This window comes from Streptomyces sp. NPDC042371 (genome assembly GCF_056437465.1).
On the sequence record NZ_JBWKAP010000010.1, the window covers coordinates 297,177 to 317,496 of the forward strand.

General features: G+C 71.9%; 14 protein-coding genes and 2 pseudogenes. 10 read left to right on the top strand and 6 right to left on the bottom strand.

Going from position 1 to position 20,320, the window contains the following annotated elements:
- Positions 1–32 precede the first annotated feature (32 nt).
- From AC068B_RS29860 to AC068B_RS29885, 6 genes and pseudogenes are all read left to right on the top strand, one after another.
- Positions 33–1,202: an ABC transporter ATP-binding protein gene (locus AC068B_RS29860; RefSeq protein WP_478674696.1), complete on the top strand. Its 1,170-nt coding sequence runs from the start codon at positions 33–35 to the stop codon at positions 1,200–1,202.
- On the top strand, positions 1,199–2,146 hold the full coding sequence (locus AC068B_RS29865) for an ABC transporter permease (protein ID WP_478674697.1): 948 nt from the start codon (positions 1,199–1,201) through the stop codon (positions 2,144–2,146). Before AC068B_RS29860 ends, AC068B_RS29865 begins: the two co-directional genes overlap by 4 nt.
- Positions 2,146–2,946, top strand: a complete 801-nt coding sequence (locus AC068B_RS29870; RefSeq protein ID WP_356257397.1) for an ABC transporter permease — start codon at positions 2,146–2,148, stop codon at positions 2,944–2,946. Before AC068B_RS29865 ends, AC068B_RS29870 begins: the two co-directional genes overlap by 1 nt.
- A 34-nt stretch (positions 2,947–2,980) precedes the next feature.
- A complete protein-coding gene (locus AC068B_RS29875) occupies positions 2,981–4,399 on the top strand; it encodes an NAD(P)/FAD-dependent oxidoreductase (protein ID WP_478674698.1) in 1,419 nt (472 codons plus the stop codon).
- 128 nt (positions 4,400–4,527) lie between these two features.
- Positions 4,528–4,995: a hypothetical protein gene (locus AC068B_RS29880; RefSeq protein WP_478674699.1), complete on the top strand. Its 468-nt coding sequence runs from the start codon at positions 4,528–4,530 to the stop codon at positions 4,993–4,995.
- 269 nt (positions 4,996–5,264) lie between these two features.
- Positions 5,265–6,272, top strand: a pseudogene (locus tag AC068B_RS29885) (chitinase); the annotation flags it as partial.
- On the opposite strand, the gene AC068B_RS29890 reads toward AC068B_RS29885, so the two are convergent.
- Both AC068B_RS29890 and AC068B_RS29895 read right to left on the bottom strand, forming a co-directional pair.
- On the bottom strand, positions 6,273–6,917 hold the full coding sequence (locus tag AC068B_RS29890; protein WP_478674700.1) for a phosphatase PAP2 family protein: 645 nt from the start codon (positions 6,915–6,917) through the stop codon (positions 6,273–6,275).
- A gap of 137 nt (positions 6,918–7,054) precedes the next feature.
- A complete protein-coding gene (locus AC068B_RS29895; protein ID WP_478674701.1) occupies positions 7,055–10,222 on the bottom strand; it encodes an amidohydrolase family protein in 3,168 nt (1,055 codons plus the stop codon).
- A 190-nt stretch (positions 10,223–10,412) separates the two neighbouring features.
- On the opposite strand from AC068B_RS29895, the gene AC068B_RS29900 reads away from it, so the two are divergent.
- Entirely contained in the window at positions 10,413–11,441 is a 1,029-nt protein-coding gene (locus AC068B_RS29900; protein ID WP_478674702.1) for an AsnC family transcriptional regulator, read from the top strand.
- A gap of 111 nt (positions 11,442–11,552) precedes the next feature.
- Here AC068B_RS29900 and AC068B_RS29905 read toward each other — a convergent pair.
- Positions 11,553–11,759 (bottom strand): annotated as a pseudogene (locus AC068B_RS29905) (phosphatase PAP2 family protein); the annotation flags it as partial.
- 92 nt (positions 11,760–11,851) lie between these two features.
- The gene (gene gabT / locus AC068B_RS29910) at positions 11,852–13,186 is read right to left on the bottom strand and encodes a 4-aminobutyrate--2-oxoglutarate transaminase (protein ID WP_478674703.1); all 1,335 of its coding nucleotides are present in this window, start codon (positions 13,184–13,186) and stop codon (positions 11,852–11,854) included.
- A gap of 278 nt (positions 13,187–13,464) precedes the next feature.
- Here gabT and AC068B_RS29915 point away from each other — a divergent pair, with 278 nt between their 5' ends.
- The 3 genes from AC068B_RS29915 (at position 13,465) to AC068B_RS29925 (ending at position 19,138) form a co-directional block, all read left to right on the top strand.
- Positions 13,465–15,612, top strand: coding sequence for an ATP-binding protein (locus tag AC068B_RS29915; RefSeq protein WP_478674704.1), 2,148 nt, complete (start codon positions 13,465–13,467; stop codon positions 15,610–15,612).
- Between the two features lie 218 nt (positions 15,613–15,830).
- On the top strand, positions 15,831–17,531 hold the full coding sequence (locus AC068B_RS29920) for a PucR family transcriptional regulator ligand-binding domain-containing protein (RefSeq protein WP_478674705.1): 1,701 nt from the start codon (positions 15,831–15,833) through the stop codon (positions 17,529–17,531).
- Between the two features lie 161 nt (positions 17,532–17,692).
- A complete protein-coding gene (locus tag AC068B_RS29925; protein WP_478674706.1) occupies positions 17,693–19,138 on the top strand; it encodes an aldehyde dehydrogenase family protein in 1,446 nt (481 codons plus the stop codon).
- 90 nt (positions 19,139–19,228) lie between these two features.
- Here AC068B_RS29925 and AC068B_RS29930 read toward each other — a convergent pair whose 3' ends face one another.
- Together AC068B_RS29930 and AC068B_RS29935 are read right to left on the bottom strand one after the other, a co-directional pair.
- A complete protein-coding gene (locus tag AC068B_RS29930; protein WP_356257424.1) occupies positions 19,229–19,528 on the bottom strand; it encodes a hypothetical protein in 300 nt (99 codons plus the stop codon).
- Positions 19,529–19,682: 154 nt separating this feature from the next.
- Positions 19,683–20,087, bottom strand: coding sequence for a hypothetical protein (locus AC068B_RS29935; RefSeq protein WP_468557636.1), 405 nt, complete (start codon positions 20,085–20,087; stop codon positions 19,683–19,685).
- Positions 20,088–20,320 lie beyond the last annotated feature (233 nt).

Below are 20,320 nucleotides of genomic sequence, written 5' to 3' on the forward strand. Positions count from 1 at the left end.
CGTCATCCCCCTCGACTTCCCCTGGACCCACCATGACCTCTGCTCAAGAAGCTGGCGGCGACGTCCGTCTCGCCGGGATCAGCAAGACCTACGGCTCCTTCACCGCCGTGCAGCCGCTCGACCTCACCGTGCCGCAGGGCTCCTTCTTCGCCCTGCTCGGGGCGTCCGGCTGCGGCAAGACCACCACGCTCCGCATGATCGCGGGCCTGGAGGAACCCAGTTCGGGGACGGTGCACCTCGGCGATCAGGACGTCACCGACCTGCCGCCGTACAAGCGGCCCGTGAACACCGTCTTCCAGTCGTACGCGCTCTTCCCGCACCTGGACATCTTCGAGAACGTCGCCTTCGGACTGCGCCGCCGCGGCATCAAGTCCGTGAAGAACCAGGTCGGCGAGATGCTCGACCTGGTGCAGCTCGGCGAGCACATCCGCAAGAAGCCGCACCAGCTCTCCGGCGGCCAGCAGCAGCGCGTCGCCGTCGCGCGCGCCCTCATCAACCACCCCAAGGTGCTTCTCCTCGACGAGCCCCTCGGCGCCCTCGACCTGAAGCTGCGCCGCCAGATGCAGCTTGAGCTCAAGCGCATCCAGACCGAGGTCGGCATCACCTTCGTACACGTCACGCACGACCAGGAGGAGGCCATGACCATGGCCGACACCGTGGCCGTGATGAACGGCGGCCGCGTCGAGCAGCTCGGCGCCCCCGCCGACCTGTACGAGAACCCGCGCACCACGTTCGTCGCCAACTTCCTCGGCACGTCCAACTTCATAGAGGCGGAAATCCAGGAGGGCGCCGCGCGCAGCGGCGACGAGCTCGTCCTCAGGGCGGGCGACTGCAAGCTGACGCTGCCCATCGCCCGATGTACCGGCCCCACCGGCACCGGCAGCAAGATCCTCGTCGGTGTGCGCCCGGAGAAGATCTCCCTCACCCACGCCGACGACGCGGGCCAGATCCCCGAGGGCCGCAACCGCATCACCGGACGCATAGCCGACAGCAGTTTCATCGGCGTATCGACGCAGTACGTCGTCCGCAGCCCGGTCTGCCCGTCCTTCGAGGTGTACGCGCAGAACATCGAGCGCGACGGCCGCCTCGTCCCCGGCGCCGACGTCGTCCTGCACTGGAACCCCGCGCACACGTTCGGCCTGGACGCCTCCCAGGACGTCGAGGCGGGCGTCGAGAAGGTCGAGGAGGACGCCTCCGCATGACGACCTTGACCGACGCACCACCGCCCGCGTCCCCGAAGCCACCGCCCGCCCCCGAGGACGCGCCCCCGCGCAAGCCGCGCAAACGCGGGCGCCTCGTCCCCTACTGGCTGCTGCTCCCCGGCATCCTCTGGCTCGTCGTCTTCTTCGCGCTGCCGCTCGTCTACCAGGCGTCGACCTCCGTACAGACCGGCTCCCTCGAAGAGGGCTTCAAGGTCACCTGGCACTTCGCCACCTACTGGGACGCGCTCGCCGACTACTGGCCGCAGTTCCTGCGCTCGGTGCTCTACGCGGGCGCCGCCACGGTCCTGTGTCTGCTGCTCGGCTATCCGCTCGCCTACCTCATCGCGTTCCGCGCGGGCCGCTGGCGCAACGTCATCCTGGTCCTGGTCATCGCGCCGTTCTTCACCAGCTTCCTGATCCGCACGCTGGCGTGGAAGACGATCCTCGCCGACGGCGGGCCCGTGGTGGGCGCCCTCAACTCCCTGCACGTCCTGGACGTCACCAGCTGGCTGGGCGTCACGGACGGCGACCGGGTTCTCGCTACGCCTCTCGCGGTGATCTGCGGACTCACGTACAACTTCCTGCCGTTCATGATCCTGCCGCTCTACACCTCGCTGGAGCGCATCGACGGGCGGCTGCACGAGGCCGCGGGCGACCTCTACGCCAGGCCGTCCACCACGTTCCGCAAGGTGACCTTCCCGCTCTCCATGCCGGGCGTCGTCTCCGGAACGCTGCTCACCTTCATTCCGGCGGCCGGTGACTACGTCAACGCGGACCTGCTCGGATCCACCGACACACGCATGGTCGGAAACGTCATCCAGACGCAGTTCCTGCGCATTCTGGATTACCCGACGGCCGCGGCACTCTCCTTCATCCTCATGGCCGCCATCCTCTTCATGGTGACCTTCTACATCCGCAAGTCGGGGACGGAGGATCTCGTCTGATGGCTGCCTTCTTCCGCTGGCTCCGGCGCAATGTCGTCGTCATCGCGGGCCTGCTGACGCTCGCTTACCTGCTCCTGCCGAACGTCGTCGTCACGGTCTTCTCCTTCAACAAACCGAAAGGCCGCTTCAATTACTCGTGGCAGGAATTCTCGCTCGACGCGTGGAAGGACCCGTGCGGCGTCGCCGACATGTGCGGCTCCCTCTCGCTGAGCCTGCAGATCGCCACCTGGGCGACGATCGGCGCGACCGTGCTCGGCACGATGATCGCCTTCGCGCTCGTGCGCTACCGCTTCCGCGCGCGGGGCGCCATCAACTCGCTGATCTTCCTGCCGATGGCGATGCCCGAGGTCGTCATGGCCGCCTCGCTGCTCACGCTCTTCCTGAACATGGGTGCGCAGCTCGGCTTCTGGACGGTCCTGATCGCCCACATCATGTTCTGCCTCAGCTTCGTGGTGACCGCCGTCAAGGCGCGCGTCATGTCGATGGATCCGCGCCTGGAACAGGCCGCGCAGGACCTCTATGCCGGTCCTGTGCAGACGTTCCTGCGGGTGACCCTGCCGATCGCCGCACCCGGCATCGCGGCGGGCGCGCTGCTCGCTTTCGCGCTCTCCTTCGACGATTTCATCATCACGAATTTCAACGCGGGCTCGACTGTGACCTTCCCCATGTTCGTCTGGGGATCCGCACAGCGGGGCACGCCCGTTCAGATCAATGTGATCGGCACGGCGATGTTCCTCGTCGCCGTCCTTCTCGTACTCTCCGGAATGCTCATCGGAAAGCGCCGCAACAAGCAGGCGTGACAGCGCACCAACTGTTTCTGAAGGAGTGGAAATCATGGCCCCTGGTGCCATGACCCGTTTCACCGAGTCCCTCGCCGACGCCAAGCCGGTGTCCTTCTGGCTCGACGACCCCGGCAGGCCCGTCCCCGAGCCCGCCCTCACCGGTGACGAGCGGTGCGACCTGCTCGTCGTCGGCGGCGGGTACAGCGGCCTGTGGACCGCGCTCATCGCCAAGGAGCGCGACCCGCGGCGCGATGTCGTCCTCGTCGAGGGCCGCGAGGCGGGCTGGGCAGCCTCCGGCCGCAACGGCGGCTTCTGCGCCGCCTCGCTCACCCACGGCATCGCCAACGGCCTGTCCCGCTGGCCCGGCGAGATCGGGAAGCTGGAGGAGCTCGGCGCCCGCAACCTCGACGAGATCGAGGCGGCCGTCAAGCGGTACTCCATCGACTGCGACTTCGAGCGCACCGGCGAGATCGACGTCGCCACCGAGCCGCACCAGCTCGCCGAACTCCGCGAGATGTACGAGGAGATGGCGGAGCGCGGCCTGGCGGAAGGCTCCGAGCTCCTGGACGCGGACGCGCTGCGCGAGCACGTCGACTCGCCGACCTTCCTCGGCGGCCTCTGGGACCGCGAGGGCGTCGCCATGCTGCACCCGGCGAAGCTGGCGTGGGGCCTGAAGCGTGCCTGCCTGGAGAAGGGCGTACGCATCTACGAGCACACGCCCGCGCTGGAGCTGTCCTCCTCCGGGGCGGGCACGGCGATCCGCACGCCGTACGGCAGGGTCTTCGCCCAGCATGTCGCGCTCGCCACGAACGTCTTCCCCTCGCTGGTCAAGCGCCTGCGCCCGTACACCGTGCCGGTCTACGACTACGCGCTGATGACCGAGCCGCTGACCGACGAGCAGCTGGCGGCGATCGGCTGGAAGAACCGCCAGGGCCTCGGCGACAGCGCCAACCAGTTCCACTACTTCCGGCTCTCCGCCGACCACCGCATCCTGTGGGGTGGCTACGACGCGATCTACCCGTTCGGCGGGAAGGTGCGCGCCGAGTACGACGACCGGCCCGAGACGTACGCGAAGCTCGCGGGGCACTTCTTCACCTGCTTCCCGCAGCTCGAAGGGGTCCGCTTCACGCACGCGTGGGGCGGCGCGATCGACACGTGCTCGCGCTTCTCGGCGTTCTTCGGCACGGCCCACAAGGGGCGCGTCGCGTACGCGGCGGGCTACACGGGTCTCGGCGTCGGGGCCTCCCGGTTCGGCGCCGACGTCATGCTCGACCTGCTCTCGGGCGAGCGGACGGAGCGCACGGAACTGGAGATGGTGCGGACGAAACCGCTGCCGTTCCCGCCGGAGCCGTTCGCGTGGACCGGTGTCGCGCTGACCAAGTGGTCGCTCGCCAGGTCCGACGCCAACGGCGGCAAGCGGAACCTCTGGCTCAAGACGATGGACAAGCTGGGCCTCGGCTTCGACAGCTGAGGGGCCCTACGCCCGCTGCCGACGCCCGCTGTTCAATTGGCAGCCGAAACCCGCGTAATGCTTGGGCCCGAGGCCTGTCTCCCCCCGTGACGTGCATGTTGTCGTACACAGGGAAGGCAGGTCTCGGCATGACTGGCTCGGATGACTCGGGGACGAGGTCGGCGATCGAATGGCTGGTGTCGGTGGCGCCGGATCCGGAGGCGTGCCGCTGGGAGTGGGAGCGCAATCCCCTCGGGGTCGCGCTGCTGCCCGCGGGGCGGCTCTGGGACGTGCTGATCCTCCCCGGTGAGCTCGGATATCCCACGCTCGACGTGCTGACGCGCTGCGTCGACCGCCCCGGCCCCGTGCTCGCCGACTTCGGCGACGAACGCATGGGGTTCTTCGTGCCCGCGGGCACGGTCTCGCGCTGGCTCGGCACGGGTGTGCGCGGCGCGGGGCGCGGCACCTGGGTCGTCGTGCCCTACCCGGGCCGGGCCGCGGGCGGCGTCCGCTGGCTGGTCCCGCCGGACGGCTCGGGGACGCTCACCGACCCGGGGTTCCTCGAACTCGCCATGCACGAGGCGGCCGCGCAACTGGCGGGCGACGGAGAGGAGTGAGCGGAGGGGCGAGGAGAGGAGCGAGCTGCCGAAAACCTTGACAACTTAATTGGTCTGGACCAAGTTATGCGCGACCCGCCCTCCAATCCCCCCCATGCCCGGAGGCAGTTGTGGATCGCTCTTCGTTGCCCCGAACCAGCCCCGCGAGCCGTGTGAGACGTGCCGCCGTGGTCGCCGTCGCGGCCTGTGCGCTCGCCGCGTCCGGCCTGCTCTCGACCCGTGCGACAGCCGCTCCCGAACCGCGGGCCGCAGGCCAGGACGCCGCGGCCGCGCACAGCCTCGTCGGCTATCTGCACACCAGCTTCGCCAACGGCTCCGGCTACACCCGGCTCGCCGACACCCCCGACAGCTGGGACATCATCGACCTCGCCTTCGGCGAACCGACCTCCGCTACCTCGGGGGACATCCGCTTCGGCCTCTGTCCCAAGACGGAGTGCCCGAACGTCGAGACCAAGGACGAGTTCAAGGCCGCGATCAAGGCCAAGCAGGCGGCGGGCAAGAAGGTCCTGATCTCCATCGGCGGCCAGAACGGCCAGGTGCAGCTCAAGACCGCACAGGCCCGCGACACCTTCGTCGCCTCGGTCTCCAAGATCATCGACGAGTACGGACTCGACGGCCTGGACATCGACTTCGAGGGCCACTCGCTCTCGCTGAACGCCGACGACACCGACTTCAAGAACCCGAAGACCCCGGTGATCGTCAACCTCATCTCCGCGGTGAAGACCCTCAAGGCCAAGTACGGCTCCGGCTTCACGCTCACCATGGCGCCCGAGACCTTCTTCGTGCAGCTCGGCTACCAGTTCTACGGCACCGGGAAATGGGGCGGGCAGGACCCGCGCGCGGGCGCGTACCTCCCGGTCATCCACGCCCTGCGCGACGACCTGACGCTGCTGCACGTCCAGGACTACAACTCCGGCCCGATCATGGGCCTGGACAACCAGTACCACTCCATGGGCGGCGCGGACTTCCACATCGCGATGACCGACATGCTGCTCACCGGCTTCCCCGTGGCGGGCGACAAGAACAACGTCTTCCGGGCGCTGCCGCCCCAGAAGGTCGCGATCGGCATGCCCGCCTCCGTCAACGCGGGCAACGGCCACGTGTCCACGGGAGAGGTCAACAAGGCGCTGGACTGCCTCACCAAGGGCAGCAACTGCGGCTCGTACAAGACCCACGGAAGCTGGCCGGACCTGCGCGGCCTGATGACGTGGTCGATCAACTGGGACCGCTTCAACAACGGGGAGTTCTCGAAGAACTTCGACGCGTACTTCGGCTGATCAGCACCGTCTCCTGCCGATCAGCAGCAGCATCGCCTGCAGCAGCACCGCGGCCAGGCACCAGCTCGCCACCACGTCCAGCGGCCAGTGGTAGCCGCGCCGCACCAGCCCGAACCCGATCGCCACGTTCAGCAGACAGCATCCGATGACCAGTTCGCGGCGGCCGTAGGCGCCACGGAGCAGCGGCAGCAGGAGCAGGACCGCCGCTCCGTAGGCGACCGCGGCCGTCGCTGCGTGGCCCGAGGGGAAGAAGCCGCCGTCGCCCGCCGTGCCGGGCGGGCCCGGGCGGTCGATCAGCGCCTTGAGCGGGGCGACCAGCGCGGGCACCGCGGCCATGGCGAGGAGCGCGGCGACCGCGGGCAGCCACCACCGGGACGTACCGCTCTGCCGCGCGCGCCAGGCGGCGTACGCGGCCACCGCGACCAGCACCGGCACGGCCACCATGATGTTGCCGAGGTCGGCGAGGAACTCCGCGGCGCGGTCCGGCAGACGGCTGCCCGCGAGGGCGCGCCCCGCGCGCTCGTCGGCGCGGCGCAGCGGTCCTCCGGCGACGACCTGCCAGGTCAGGAGCGCGAAGAGGGCCAAGAGGGCGACGCACAGCGAGAGGGTGAGGGCCGGCCGTCGCGGGGCCGGGGATGCAGACATGCGCCACAGCCTGGCAGGGATGATCGCCGACGCGTGCGCCAGGGCGTCGGCGCGCGGCGGAAGGCCCCCGCCGGACGATCCGGCGGGGGCCTTCGACGACGTGCGTGTGCTCGTCCGTGCTGTCGTACCGGGCGGTCTCAGTGCCCGTGGTCGCAGCACCTGTTCCGCAACTGCTTGCCCGTCCGGGCCCACTGCTCGCGCTCCTTCGCCGTCACCTTCACCGCGGGGACGGCCGAGACCAGGTCGCTCACCTCGTACGGCACTCCGCCCCGCATCACCGACACCGTGCGTACCAGCGAGTCGAAGTCGGTGAACGGGTCACCGTCGATCACCGCGAGGTCGGCGAGCTTGCCCACCTCCAGCGTCCCGAGGTCGCGGTCGAGGCCGAAGATCCGTGCGGGCGCGGAGGTCGCCGTGCGCAGCGCATCGGCGGCCGAGTAGCCGCCGCGCCGCAGGGCGCGCAGACCGATGTGGACGCCCAGGCCGGTCGGGATGCCCGGGGAGTCCGTGCCGAGGGCGATCAGTCCGCCGCCGGTCGAGATCCTGCGGTAGATGCCGGTCTCCCGCGCCAGGGTGGCCAGCTGCGCGTCGGTGGGCGGCTGCTCGGCCAGGCTCCGGACCTGGGCGGTCTCCCACGGCGGCATCAGCCGCGTGACCCGCTCGTCGTCGGCGAGGCCGGGCGCCGCGCCGATCAGGGGAGTGGCCGAGAAGGGCGTCGCGACCAGGTGGAAGTCGCCCGTGGCGGTGTAGATCTCCGTCACGTCCTGGTACGCGAGTTCGCCCGCGGACGTCGCGTGGCCGAACTCGGCGCGCTGGGTGGCCTGCAGATGCGTCGTCAGGTCCTGGCCGAGCTGGATGCCGGGGGAGAGGTTGTGGCTGCCGCAGCGCACGCCCATCTCCTCGTGCGCGAAGCGCGTGGCCTCCTCCATCACCCAGCCCGGGGCCCGGACGTAGGTCTTGACGAAGTCCCAGTCGAGGGCCTTGCCCCGGGAGAGGGTAAGGCGCAGGCCCTCGCGGGTCGCGTGGACGCGGTTGTCCCAGGCGATGCGCGACCCGTCGAGGACCTCGCTCGCGGTCACGAGCCGGGGACCGGCAAGCTCACCGGCGGCGGTGGCCTCGCGGAGCCTCGCCCCTTCGTAGCCGGAACCGCCCATCGACATGGCGCTCGTGATGCCGTACGAGAGGAAAAGGGCGGACTGGCGGCCGCCGTAGATGCCCGGCTGCGGGTGCATGTGCGTGTCCCACAGGCCGGGGATCACGGTCTGCCCGGAGGCGTCGACGCGGCGGCCCGCCGCGCGGCCGGAGCGGTGCGGTCCGACGGCCGTGACGCGGCCGCCGCGGATGGTCACGTCGACGTTCTCGCGGACGCTCTCGTCGCCCCCGGAGCCGTCCCAGAAGCGGCCCGCGTGGACGACGGTGTCCGCGGGCGCGGGGCGCCGGTGGTCGAGCGGCAGCTTGACCGTGCGGACGCTGCCGTCCGCCACGGTGAGGAGCCGGAGGCGGCCCGCGGAGAGATAGAGGACGTGGCGGCCGTCGCCCGACCAGGTGGGGTGGTCGGCGGCCTCGGCGGGGAAGGTGCGGGGCTTGCCGTTCGGGGTGCCGTCGGAGTCCACGGGCAGCAGCCACAGCGCGGACTCGACGACGGCGGCCATGTGGCGGCCGTCGGGGGACCAGACGGGACCGTTGCTGTTGCGGTCGGAGATGGAGGCGTGCGGTGCCACCGCGTGGGTCCGTGCGGATCCGTCGGCCGTGTCGATGACGCGGATGAGGTTGTAGCCCTCGCGGAAGCGCTGGTTGATCCGATTGCGGAAGCTCACCGCGACATGGCGGCCGTCGGCGGACCAGCTGGGCCTGCCGGACAGCTCGCCACCGGGCGGGCTGGCGGCAAGCACCTTCTCCTCGCCGGTCCGCAGGTCCCGCACCAGCAGGTTGGTCGCGAGGTCGAAGCAGGCGAGGCGGTTGCCGTCGGGGGAGAGCGCCGCCTGGATGCGCCCGCCGGACGCGAGCACCGTCTCCTTGCCGGTGGCCAGCTCCCGGCGGCGGACGGCGGGCATGCCGTCGCGGTCGTCGGAGTACAGCAGCGCCTTGCCGTCGGGCGTCCACGCGGCCGCGTAGAGGTACCCGGTCGCCTTGGCCCGCGTCACCCGGCGCGGAGCCTTGCCGCCCGAGACCTCGCCCACCCAGAGGGAGTTGAGTGCCGTGAAGGCGACCTGCTTGCCGTCGGGGGAGAGGACGGGCAGGTCGAAGGCGCGCACGGGGCGGCTCCCGGTGCCGTCCAGGTCGAACGTCTTGAGCCGGTAGTCCGGCCTGTCCAGGGGCAGCGGCGCGGTGAACGGGATGTCCTTGCGGGTGCCGGGGTCGTCGGGCCGTACGACGGTGAACTGGCCGTCGACCGTGAGGAGCAGCTCCTTCGCGGAGATCCAGCGGGGCGGCGCGGGCTCCACGTCACCGCCCACCGCGACCGCCTCGCCGTCCACGACGAGGGCGCAGGCGGCGTTCGGCGCCGCCGTCGTGCGCAGATACGCCAGGGTGCCGTTCGAGGAGACGGCGGGCACGAAGATCTGGGCGGTGGTGGCGTCGGTGTGCTCCACGGTCACCGCACCGCTGCCGTCGGCGGCCACGGAGGCGACCGTGCGGGCGTCGAGCGCACCCGACTTCACCGCGGCCCGGACGAAGAGCACCCGCTTCCCGTCCGGCGACCAGACCGGGTCGAAGTCCTCCCACGCGCCGTCCTGCACGGGTCCTGACTGGCCGGGCCGCCCGGTCAGCCGGGTCAGCTCGCCGGTGGCCAGCTCAAGGACCCAGATGCGGAAGGGGGCACCCGTGACCGGGTCGCCGCCGCGCTCGGAGGAGAACGCGATCCGCTTGCCGTCGGGCGACCAGGCGGGGCCGCGGTCGTCCCAGTCGCCCTCGGTGCGCCGGGTCAGCTCGGAGCCGTCCGGCTTCAGCGTCCAGATGTGGAAGTTGCCCGTGCGGAACGCGCAGACGGCGATCAGGCGGCCGTCGGGCGAGTGCACCGGACGCGTCGGCTCCAGGTCCGCCGGGGTGAGCGGCACGGCGTCGCCGCCCGTGCGCGGCAGGGACCACAGCACGCCCTGCACCTCGGCGATCATCCGGTCGCCCGCGAGGGACGCGGCGCCGTTGGTAGTGGCGGTGAAGCGCAGTCGGGTCGCGGCGGCTTCGGCGGCGGCATGTGCGCTGCCGCTGCCGAGGCCGATGCCGGTGAGCGCACCCGTCGTGGCAGCGGCACCGGCGGCCGTCGTCGTCTGCAGGAAACGGCGGCGCGATATGTAGGGGATGCTCAACTTTTCTCCCGCGAAGGCCTGTTGGTGACGCTGACGGTGAACGCTGATGGTGAACGGTGAAGCTGACGGTGACCGGCGACAAGGCAGTGCTTCGCGATCTTCACGCAGAGCGCCGGTGGCGAAGAGTGCTGCGCAGGATCACGGCGAAAACGACCTGCCTCGCGCAGGAAGGCGCGTTATACAGGGAGTTGTGAGAGCCCATTCGCCGACCGGCGGCGCAGCCGAGCCGCTCGCGGCGGATCCGGACCTCGACCGGCTTGACCTGCAGATCGTCAGCGCCCTGCAGATCGAGCCGCGGGCCTCGTGGGCGAAGGTCGGCGCCGTGCTCGGGGTGGACGCCGTCACCGTCGCGCGCCGCTGGAACCGGCTGCGGACGGCGGGCCTCGCCTGGGTGACGGCGTACGAACCGGGGCCCGCCGGGGGCCGCTTGGCGGTCGTCGAGGTGGAGTGCGCGGGCAACCCCCTTGAGGTGGCCGACTCGATCGTCGACGACCCGGAGTGCCGGACGCTCGACCTCACGTCGGGCGGGCGCGATCTGCTGGTCGGTGTCGGCGCCGCCGACGAGGTGGCGCTGGCCGACTATCTCCTGAAGCGGCTCGGCACCGGGCCGCAGATCCGGGCCGTGCGCACCCAGCTCGTCACGTCCTTCGTCCGGGAGGCGGGCGACTGGCGGCTCGGCGAGCTCTCCGCGGACCAGGCGGCGCGGTTCACCGGCCACGGCCTGCGCGAACCGGGCGCCTCCACGGAGCCGACCGCGCTCGACCGCGCGGTGCTCGCGGCCCTGCGCACCGACGGACGCATGCCCGCCACCACCATCGCGGCCCGCACCGGCGTCCCCGTGCGCCGGGCCCGCGACGCCGTGCAGCGCCTGCTCCTGCACCGGCGGGTGGTGTTGTGGACGGACGTGGCCCGTGCGCGGTGCGGCCGGTCCGTGCAGGCCTGGCTCTTCCTCCAGGTCCCAGCGAGGCGTCTGGCGGGGGCCGCGGCCCGGCTCGCGGGCCTGGACGAGGCCCGTCTGGTGGTGACCACCGTCGGCACGTACAACCTGGCGGTGTGCGTCTGGATGCGGGAGCTCGCGGACGTCACCCGGCTCGAGGCGCAGATCGAGGACGGCCTGGAGGGCGTACGGATCGCGGACCGCTGCATCACGCTGCGGACGGCGAAGCGGGCGGGCAACCTGCTGGACGCACGGGGACGCAGAACCGGCAGACCGGGCTGACCGGGGAGCCCGTCGGGAGCCCGACATGCCGAAGGGCCAGCACAAGGGGGGGAGTGTGCTGGCCCTTCGGTGGCCGACCGGCCCGGACTGTCCGAGGGGACCTGCTCACGCGGGTCCGTCGGGGGAGTCTCCGAAGCGGCCGTCCGGATCGGTGGTCCGCGCGCCCCGGGGGGTTTGGGGCGGGCGGCCGTCCGATCGGTGAGGAGTTCCGGAGCTGGAAGCTCCGGGTGTGTGCGCAGAGGCACTACCAGGACGGGGCTGGGGAGGCTCCGCCGTGGTGTCGCACGCAGTTCCCTGCGAGCGGGGTGTTTCTCTCATCTGCAGAAACCGTACGGCAGGCGGTGGCGGGCCGACAGACGGATCGGCAACCCGTCATGGGGCCCGCACACCTTCTTCACACGCCCCGACGCTCAGACGCGGGCGAAGGCGCCCTCGATGATGTCCAGGCCCTCGTTCAGCAGGTCCTCGCCGATGACCAGCGGCGGCAGGAAGCGCAGGACGTTGCCGTACGTGCCGCAGGTCAGCACGAGCAGGCCCTCGGCGTGGCAGGCCTTCGCCAGGGCCGCGGTGGCCTCGGGGTTCGGCTCCTTGGTCGTACGGTCCTTGACCAGCTCGATGGCGATCATCGCGCCGCGGCCGCGGATGTCGCCGACGATGTCGAACTTCTCGGCGATGGCGGTGAGGCGGGTCTTCATGACCGACTCGATGTGCTTCGCCTTGGCGTTGAGGTCGAGCTCCTTCATGGTCTCGATGGCGCCGAGCGCACCGGCGCAGGCCACCGGGTTGCCGCCGTAGGTGCCGCCGAGGCCGCCCGAGTGCGCGGCGTCCATGATCTCGGCGCGGCCCGTGACGGCGGCGAGCGGCAGACCGCCCGCGATGCCCTTGGCCGTGGTGATGAGGTCGGGGACGATGCCCTCGTCCTCACAGGCGAACCACTGGCCCGTACGGCAGAAGCCGGACTGGATCTCGTCGGCGACGAAGACGATGCCGTTGTCGTTCGCGTACTTCACGATCTCCGGCAGGAAGCCCTTGGCGGGCTCGATGAAGCCGCCCTCGCCGAGCACCGGCTCGATGATGATCGCGGCGACGTTCTCGGCACCGACCTGCTTGCTGATCATGTCGATGGCCTGCTTGGCGGCCTCGGGCCCGGCGTTCTCCTCGCCCGTGGGCCAGCGGTAGCCGTAGGCCACCGGGACGCGGTAGACCTCGGGCGCGAACGGACCGAAGCCGTGCTTGTACGGCATGTTCTTGGCGGTCAGCGCCATCGTGAGGTTGGTGCGGCCGTGGTAGCCGTGGTCGAAGACGACGACCGCCTGGCGCTTGGTGTGCGCGCGGGCGATCTTGACGGCGTTCTCGACGGCCTCGGCGCCGGAGTTGAACAGCGCCGACTTCTTCTCGTGGTCACCCGGCGTGAGCTCCGCGAGCGCCTCGGCGACGGCGACGTAGCCCTCGTACGGCGTGACCATGAAACAGGTGTGGGTGAACTGCTCCAGCTGCGCGGCGGCGCGGCGCACGACGGCCTCGGCGGACGCGCCCACGGAGGTCACGGCGATGCCGGAACCGAAGTCGATCAGACGGTTGCCGTCGACGTCCTCGATGATGCCGCCGCCCGCGCGCGCGGCGAACACGGGCAGCACGGAGCCCACGCCACCGGCGACCACGGCGGTACGGCGGGCCTGCAGCTCCTGCGACTTCGGACCGGGGATGGCGGTGACGACGCGGCGCTCCTGCGGAAGGGCAGTCATGAGGGGCTCCTGGGGGTGGGGCGACGATACGGACGCTCTACTGCTTTCTTCGCAGGTTAGGGGCGAGGCCATGGGGTGGGCATGCTCCATGGGGGAGTCGTTCGGCGTGGCGGTTGTCCGTGGTGGACATAGTGGTGGGGATAGCGGAGCGTTCGCCGCGGAGGCGCCCGCCGGGGCCGGATCGCCGCGGGCCCGGGCGCGTATCCGGTGAACTCCCCCTGCGGGGGCACTAGATTGACCCGCGAAACAAGAGAGCGGCAGGCCAGGGGGCAAGAATCGTGGATTCCGACGGCACGCAGGACGCGCAGGGCACCCATGCCACTCCGGTGCCGCGCCCGGCGTCGCCTCCGAACGGGTCCGTGGTGCCTTCGCGCGGGTCCATGACGCCGCCGCCCCGGCCCGCGCAGGCCCCCGGGGCGCCGCCGCTGCCCGACGGGGCCGCCTTCCTCGCCTGGCTGCGCGCGCCGCGGCCCGCCGCCCTGCCCGGCATCTGGCGGTTCGCGCACAGGCCGCGGCCCGAGCAGGAGCCCGAGACCGTGCCGACCCGGCAGCTGCTGAGCGGCGCGCTGATCTCGTTCCTGGTGGGCTGGCTGCTCTGGTCGCTGCTGTGGAACAACTACCTGGGCGGTTGGTGGGTGCTGCCGATCGAGCTGTTCCTGCCCGACGCCTGGCTCTACAGCGGCAACAAGGTCGGCAACGCGTTCGTCTGGTACAGCTACTACACCCTCATCGCGCTCGCCATCATGATCGGCGTCGGCAGGATCGGCCGCTGGGGCGAGGTCTGGCGCCGCTTCGTCGCCCCTCACCTGCGCCGTCCCGACGCGCCCCCGCCGCCGCCCGCCCCCGAGGAGGACCCCGCCCGCTGGCCGCAGCTGCGGGCCGCGGGCGCGGAGGCCGCCGCCGACCGGCTCGCCGCCGACGCGGCGGCCGGACTGATGCGGGACGTGGACCACGCAAGGATCGTGCGGGCCTGGCGGTCCGTGCGGGCCGGGCGCAGCCCGCTCGCCGTCTTCACCGACGCCGTCCTGCGCGACGGCGCCCGCGCCTGCCCGCACCCCTCGGGCGACCGGGACCTGCCCTCGCGGGCCGCCCGCCACGACCTCGCCACGGCGCAGGTGCGCATCGGGACGACCGCCGACGACCCCCGCAACCCCTACGCCTACCGGAGCACCGGGCTCGCGCTCGGGCCCGACCTGCTCGGCACCTCGCTGCTCGCAGTCGGCCCCGGCGGCTCCGGCAAGACCGCACGGGTGGTGTGGCCGCTCGCCGAGTCGCTGTGCCTGGGCGCACTCGCCGGGCGGGCGGCCGTGGTGGTCGTCGGGGCCGCGGGCGCGGGGCTCGGGCCCGCAGAGGACTACGACGTGGTGGTGCGGATCGGGCAGCCCGACTCCGCGTACGACCTCGATCTGTACGGCGGCACCAACGACCCCGACGAGGCCGCGGCCGTGCTCGCCGAAGCCCTCGTCGGCGACCTCGTCGACCCGCACCCCAGCGGCGACAGCCGCCGCTCCACGACCTGCCTGGCCCAACTCCTCGGCCCCTTCCTCGCCGTCCACCGGCGCTTCCCCTCGGTGCCGGAACTGCGCGCCCTGCTCGACGGCTCGCCAGGACCGCTCGGCGCCCTGCGCAAGGCGCTGCAGGCGGCGGGGCAGGACGGGATGATCCGCGAACTCGACGCCCGGGAGCGCCAGCTCGGCCACCCCGGCGACCCCGGCGCGGTCCTCGCCGACCGCATCGCGCTCCTCGACCGCCCGGCCTTCGCCCCGTTCTTCGACACCTCGGGCCGCAGCACCCCGTTCTCGCTGCGGGCCCTGGACCATCCCGTACGGGTCCGCATCGACCTCCCCGAGCGCGGGCACGCCGACGCCTCACGGATCCTGGCGCGCCTCGTCCTCGCCCAGTTCACGGCGACCGCCGCCGGGCGCGAGGACCGCTCGCTCTTCGCCTGCCTGGTCCTGGACGACGCGTCGGGCACGGTCACCCCGGAATCCGTACGCCGCATCCAGCGTCTGCGGTCCGCCAACGCGGGCGTCGTCATGACCTTGCGTACGCTCGACGACGTACCCCGGCCCCTGCGCACACCGCTCCTCGGCGCGATCGGCTGCCGCATGGCGCTCTCCGGCCTCACCCCGTGGGACGGCCAGGACTTCGCGGAGGTCTGGGGCAAGGAGTGGACGGAGGCGCGCGATGTGACCGACCGGCAGATCATCGCCGAGACCCCACTGGGCAAAACCGTGCACATGCTGCGCCGCGTCATCACCGGCAACGCGCCGACCGCCCGCGCCGTCACCGTCCGTCAGGTAGAGCGCGAGCGCTGGTCCGCGTCCGAACTGGCACACGGGGTGCCGCCGGGGCACGCGGTGCTGTCGCTGACCGACGTACGCGGGGAGCACGCGCCCCCGCTCCTGGTGGACCTGCGCTCCTGAAGCGGGAAGGGCCCGGCCTGAAGCGGCGTGGACGGGGCATTCGGAAAACCCGACGCGGATGAGCTGCCGGATCACACGTACGTGGTGTTCGGTCTCTGTCGCACCATACGGTGAGGCAGAATCGACACAGGTCGTTCATACGGACCGGCCAAAAGATCCACATCGCGAAGATCCCCGTCGCGCCCACCCGCCCCGCCTGCCGCAGACCTGAAGGTCCCATGCCGCCCACGCTCGCCTCGCTCGTCCACCACTCCGCGCTCAAGCTGACCGTGCGCGCGGGCGAGGAACGCCTGGACACCCCGGTGCGCTGGGCGCACGCGAGCGAACTCGCCGACCCCGTGCCCTACATGGAGGGCGGCGAACTCCTCCTGATCACCGCGCTCAAGCTGGACGCGGAAGACCCGGACGCCATGCGGCGGTACGTGAAGCGGCTGGCCGGTGCCGGAGTCGTCGGGCTCGGCTTCGCCGTCGGCGTGCACTACCCCGACATCCCCGGGGCCCTCCTCGACGCCGCGACCGACGCCGGTCTGCCGCTCATCGAGGTGCCGCGGCGCACCCCGTTCCTCGCCATCAGCAAGGCGGTGTCGGCCGCCATCGCCGCCGAGCAGTACCGCGCGGTGACGGCGGGCTTCGCCGCCCAGCGCGAGCTGACCAAGCAGGCGCTGAGCGACGGCCCCGAAGGGCTGCTGCTCGCGCTCGCCGGGCAGGTCGACGGCTGGGCCGCGTTGTACGACGCGTCGGGCGCCGTCGTCGCCGCCGCGCCGGAGTGGGCCAACCGCAGGGCCGCCCGGGTCACCGCCGACGTCGAACGCCTCAGGGAGCGCCCGGCCCCCGCCAGCTCCGTCGTCGCGGGCGCCGAGGACCGCGTGGAGCTGCACTCGCTCGGCACGGGACGCAGGCCGCGCGCCGCGCTCGCCGTCGGCACCGAGTCGACCCTCGGCACCGCCGAGCGGTACGCGGTGCACTCCGCCATCGCCCTGCTCACCCTGACCACCGAGCGCTCCCGCTCCCTGCACGCCGCCGAGCAGCGGATCGGCGCGGCCGTGCTGCGGATGCTGCTCGCGGGGGAGCCCGACCACGCGCGGACCGTCGCGGGCGAGCTGTACGGCGGGCTCCTCGACGCGCCGTTCCGCCTCGTCGTCGCGCAGGTGGCGTCGGCGTCCGCGGCGCGGGTGCGGGCGGGCGCCGAGGGCCATGGGGAGGCTGCCGGAGGGGCGGAGGCAGGACCTGGGACCGCATCGGCCGCGGTGCTCGCCGCGGTCGCCGACGCCTCCGGGAACGGGGACCCGCTCGCCGGACTCGTCGACGTCGTCGAGGCCGCGGCCGCGCGCTCCGGCGAGGCGCTGCTCGTCGTCCCGTACGGGGATCGGCTCGTGCTGCTCGTCGTGGACGGGGGCGCGGGCGTGCGGGCCTGTGCGGAGTACGCGGCGGCGCTGGAGGCGGGGCGCGGCGCCACGGGGCGCGAGGCCACCGCTTCCGGCGAGGAGGGTGAGCTGGTGATGGGTCTTTCCGCGCCTGCCGGACCGATCGCCGCTGCCACCGCGTACAAGCAGTCCGAGCAGGCGCTGTCCGTCGCCAGGCGGCGCGGCCGCGCCCTGGTCGAGCACGAGGAGCTGGCCGCGGGGTCCGTCCTGCCGCTGCTCGCGGACGACGCGGTGCGGGCGTTCGCGGACGGTCTGCTGCGGGCGCTGCACGAGCACGACGCGACCGGCCGCGGGGATCTCGTCGCCTCCCTGCGGGCCTGGCTCTCCCGCCACGGCCAGTGGGACGCGGCGGCGGCGGACCTCGGCGTCCACCGGCACACCCTGCGGTACCGCATGCGCAGGGTCGAGGAGATCCTCGGCCGCTCCCTGGACGACCCGGACGTCCGCATGGAGCTGTGGCTGTCACTGAAGGCAACGTCGACGGCATCGGACTGAACTGTTCCGCCGCGCGGTCCGCCTCGTCCCACCCGCCCTGACAAAGCGGCGCGAGGCCCCAGGCCAGTACTCCGCGTCGGATAAACGTCAGCGGCTCCCGCTGCCCCTACGGTGAGGGACGTACCCCCAGACACACCACCGCGGAAGGGCCGGGAATCGACATGACTTCCATCCACGCCTTCTGGCTCGCCGGTCGCCAGACCACCGGCGAGACCACCTTCGACGTCACCTCGCCCTGGGACGGACGGGTCGTCGGCAAGGCCGCCGTACCGACCGACGCGCAGGTCGAGGAGGCCGTCGCCGCCGCGTACGCCGTGCGCGACGAGTTCGCCGCGACCCCGGCCCACGTCCGCGCCGCCGCCCTCACCCACGTGTCGAACCGCCTGGTCGAGCGCACCGAGGAGATCGCCCAGCTGATCTCCGCCGAGAACGGCAAGCCGATCAAGTGGGCCCGTGGCGAGCTCGGCCGCGCGATCTCCGTCTTCCGGTTCGCCGCGGAGGAGGCCCGCCGCTTCAACGGCGGCGAGGCCCAGCGTCTGGACACCGACGCGGGCGGCCAGGGCCGCCTCGCCCTGACCCGCCGCTTCCCCAAGGGCGTCGTCCTCGGCATCGCGCCGTTCAACTTCCCGCTGAACCTCTGCGCGCACAAGATCGCCCCGGCCATCGCCGTCGGCGCGCCGATCATCCTCAAGCCTGCTCCGGCCACCCCGCTCTCCGGCCTGATCCTCGGCGAGCTGCTTGCCGAGACCGAGCTGCCCGCCGGTTCGTGGAGCATCCTGCCGGTCGCCAACGACAAGATGCCCGCCCTGGTCCAGGACGAGCGGATGCCGGTCATCTCCTTCACGGGTTCCGAGAAGGTCGGCTACGCGATCATGGACTCGGTGCCGCGCAAGCACTGCACCCTGGAGCTCGGCGGCAACGGCGCGGCCGTCGTCCTGTCCGACTACTCCTCCGACGAGGACCTCGACTGGGCGGCCTCGCGCATCGCCACGTTCTCCAACTACCAGGGCGGCCAGTCCTGCATCTCCGTGCAGCGGGTCATCGCGGACGCCGCCGTGTACGACCGGCTCGTGCCGCGCGTGATCAAGGCCGTCGAGGCCCAGGTCACCGGTGACCCGTCCGACCCGGCGACCGAGGTCGGCCCGCTGGTCAACGAGGACGCCGCCAAGCGCGTGGAGTCCTGGGTCGACGAGGCGGCGAAGGCGGGCGCCAAGGTCCTCACCGGCGGCAAGCGCGACGGTGCCGCGTACGCGCCGACCGTGCTCGCCGACGTGCCCGCCGACGTCACCATCGCCTACGAGGAGGTCTTCGGACCGGTCCTCACCCTGAAGAAGGTGGACGGCGAGGCCGAGGCGTTCGACGCGGTCAACGACTCCAAGTACGGCCTCCAGGCGGGCGTCTTCACGCACGACCTGCAGACCGCCTTCCGCGCGCACCGCGCCCTGGAGGTCGGCGGCGTGGTCATCGGCGACGCCCCGTCCTACCGCGCCGACCAGATGCCGTACGGCGGCGTGAAGCAGTCCGGTGTGGGCCGCGAGGGCGTCCGCTTCGCGATGGACGACTACACCTACGAGCGCGTCATGGTCCTGACGGGCCTCGCTCTGTAGAACCTGCAGAACCTGCAGACCCGCGCCACAAAGGCGGACGGCCGGAGCCCACTGTGCGGGGGCTCCGGCCGTCGTGCTGTGCGCCGTGCGTCAGACGATGCGCTCCTGCGCGTCGAACTGGTCGACCGGCTCGTTGGTGCAGGCCGCCACCGGGCCGCCGAGCACGTTGCCGCCCACGCCCTGGGGCGCGGGGACGGCGCAGCGCAGGTCCACGTTGACGAACGAGGCGCCGTAGCTGTTCAGGATGCCGCCCGTGTCGCCGCCGATGGCCACGTCGCCGTTCTCGGTGGCGAACTCCGAGGCGTCGGCCGCGGCCACGCCCGCACCGCCGACGGTCGCGGCGGCGGCCGCCGCCATGAGCGCGGCACCGGTCAGAACTTTCCGGATCATCTTTGCTCCATAAGGAAAGGGGATTTCGCGCTTCATTCAGTCAGGCAGCCTGGGGAATTACTGAACTCGACGCGCGGAGTCAATGCCGGGCCCTGATTGCAGGTCGGGGATTTCCGGCCCGAATTGTCGGCAGGGCGGAATCCCCGGCGCGGGATCAGAGGATGCGCTCGGGGGCGTCGAACTGGTCGACCGGCGCGTTGTTGCAGGTCGTGACCGGGCCGCCGAGGACGTTGCCGCCCACGCCCTGGGCCGCGGGAACGGCGCAGCGCAGGTCGACGTCGACGAACGGGGCGCCGTAGGCGTTGGCCACGCCGCCCGTGTCGCCTGCGATGGCGACGTCGCCGTTGTCGGTGGCGAACTCCGAGGAGCCGGTGCCCGTCCCGCTGACCGTCTCGCCGTAGGCGACCCGGGCAGCCTTGTTCATGTCGTGCGCGCTGCTGGTCGTGTTCTCGGCCTCGGGGCCACTCGTCGTCGCCGAGGCCACACCGGCGGCACTCACGGTCGCGGCGGTGGCGGCGGTGGCGAGCGCGGCGCCGGCCAGAACCTTCCGAATCATCATTGCTCCAATTTCAGGGGGGGGGTGACGGCTGCATTCTGCACAGCAGTTCTGTTGTGGCGGGGCTTCATGAATGAAGGGTCGTCCGCATTCACGCATTCAGTCCATTAATTGCCCTGCATTTCCTCGCCCGCCCCGGTGCCCGGGTGATCAGGTGCGGCCGGATGCTGCGCGAGGGCTGGTGGGGCCGCCCCGAATCGGGTACATACGATCGAGTAGCACCGGTCGGTAACGGG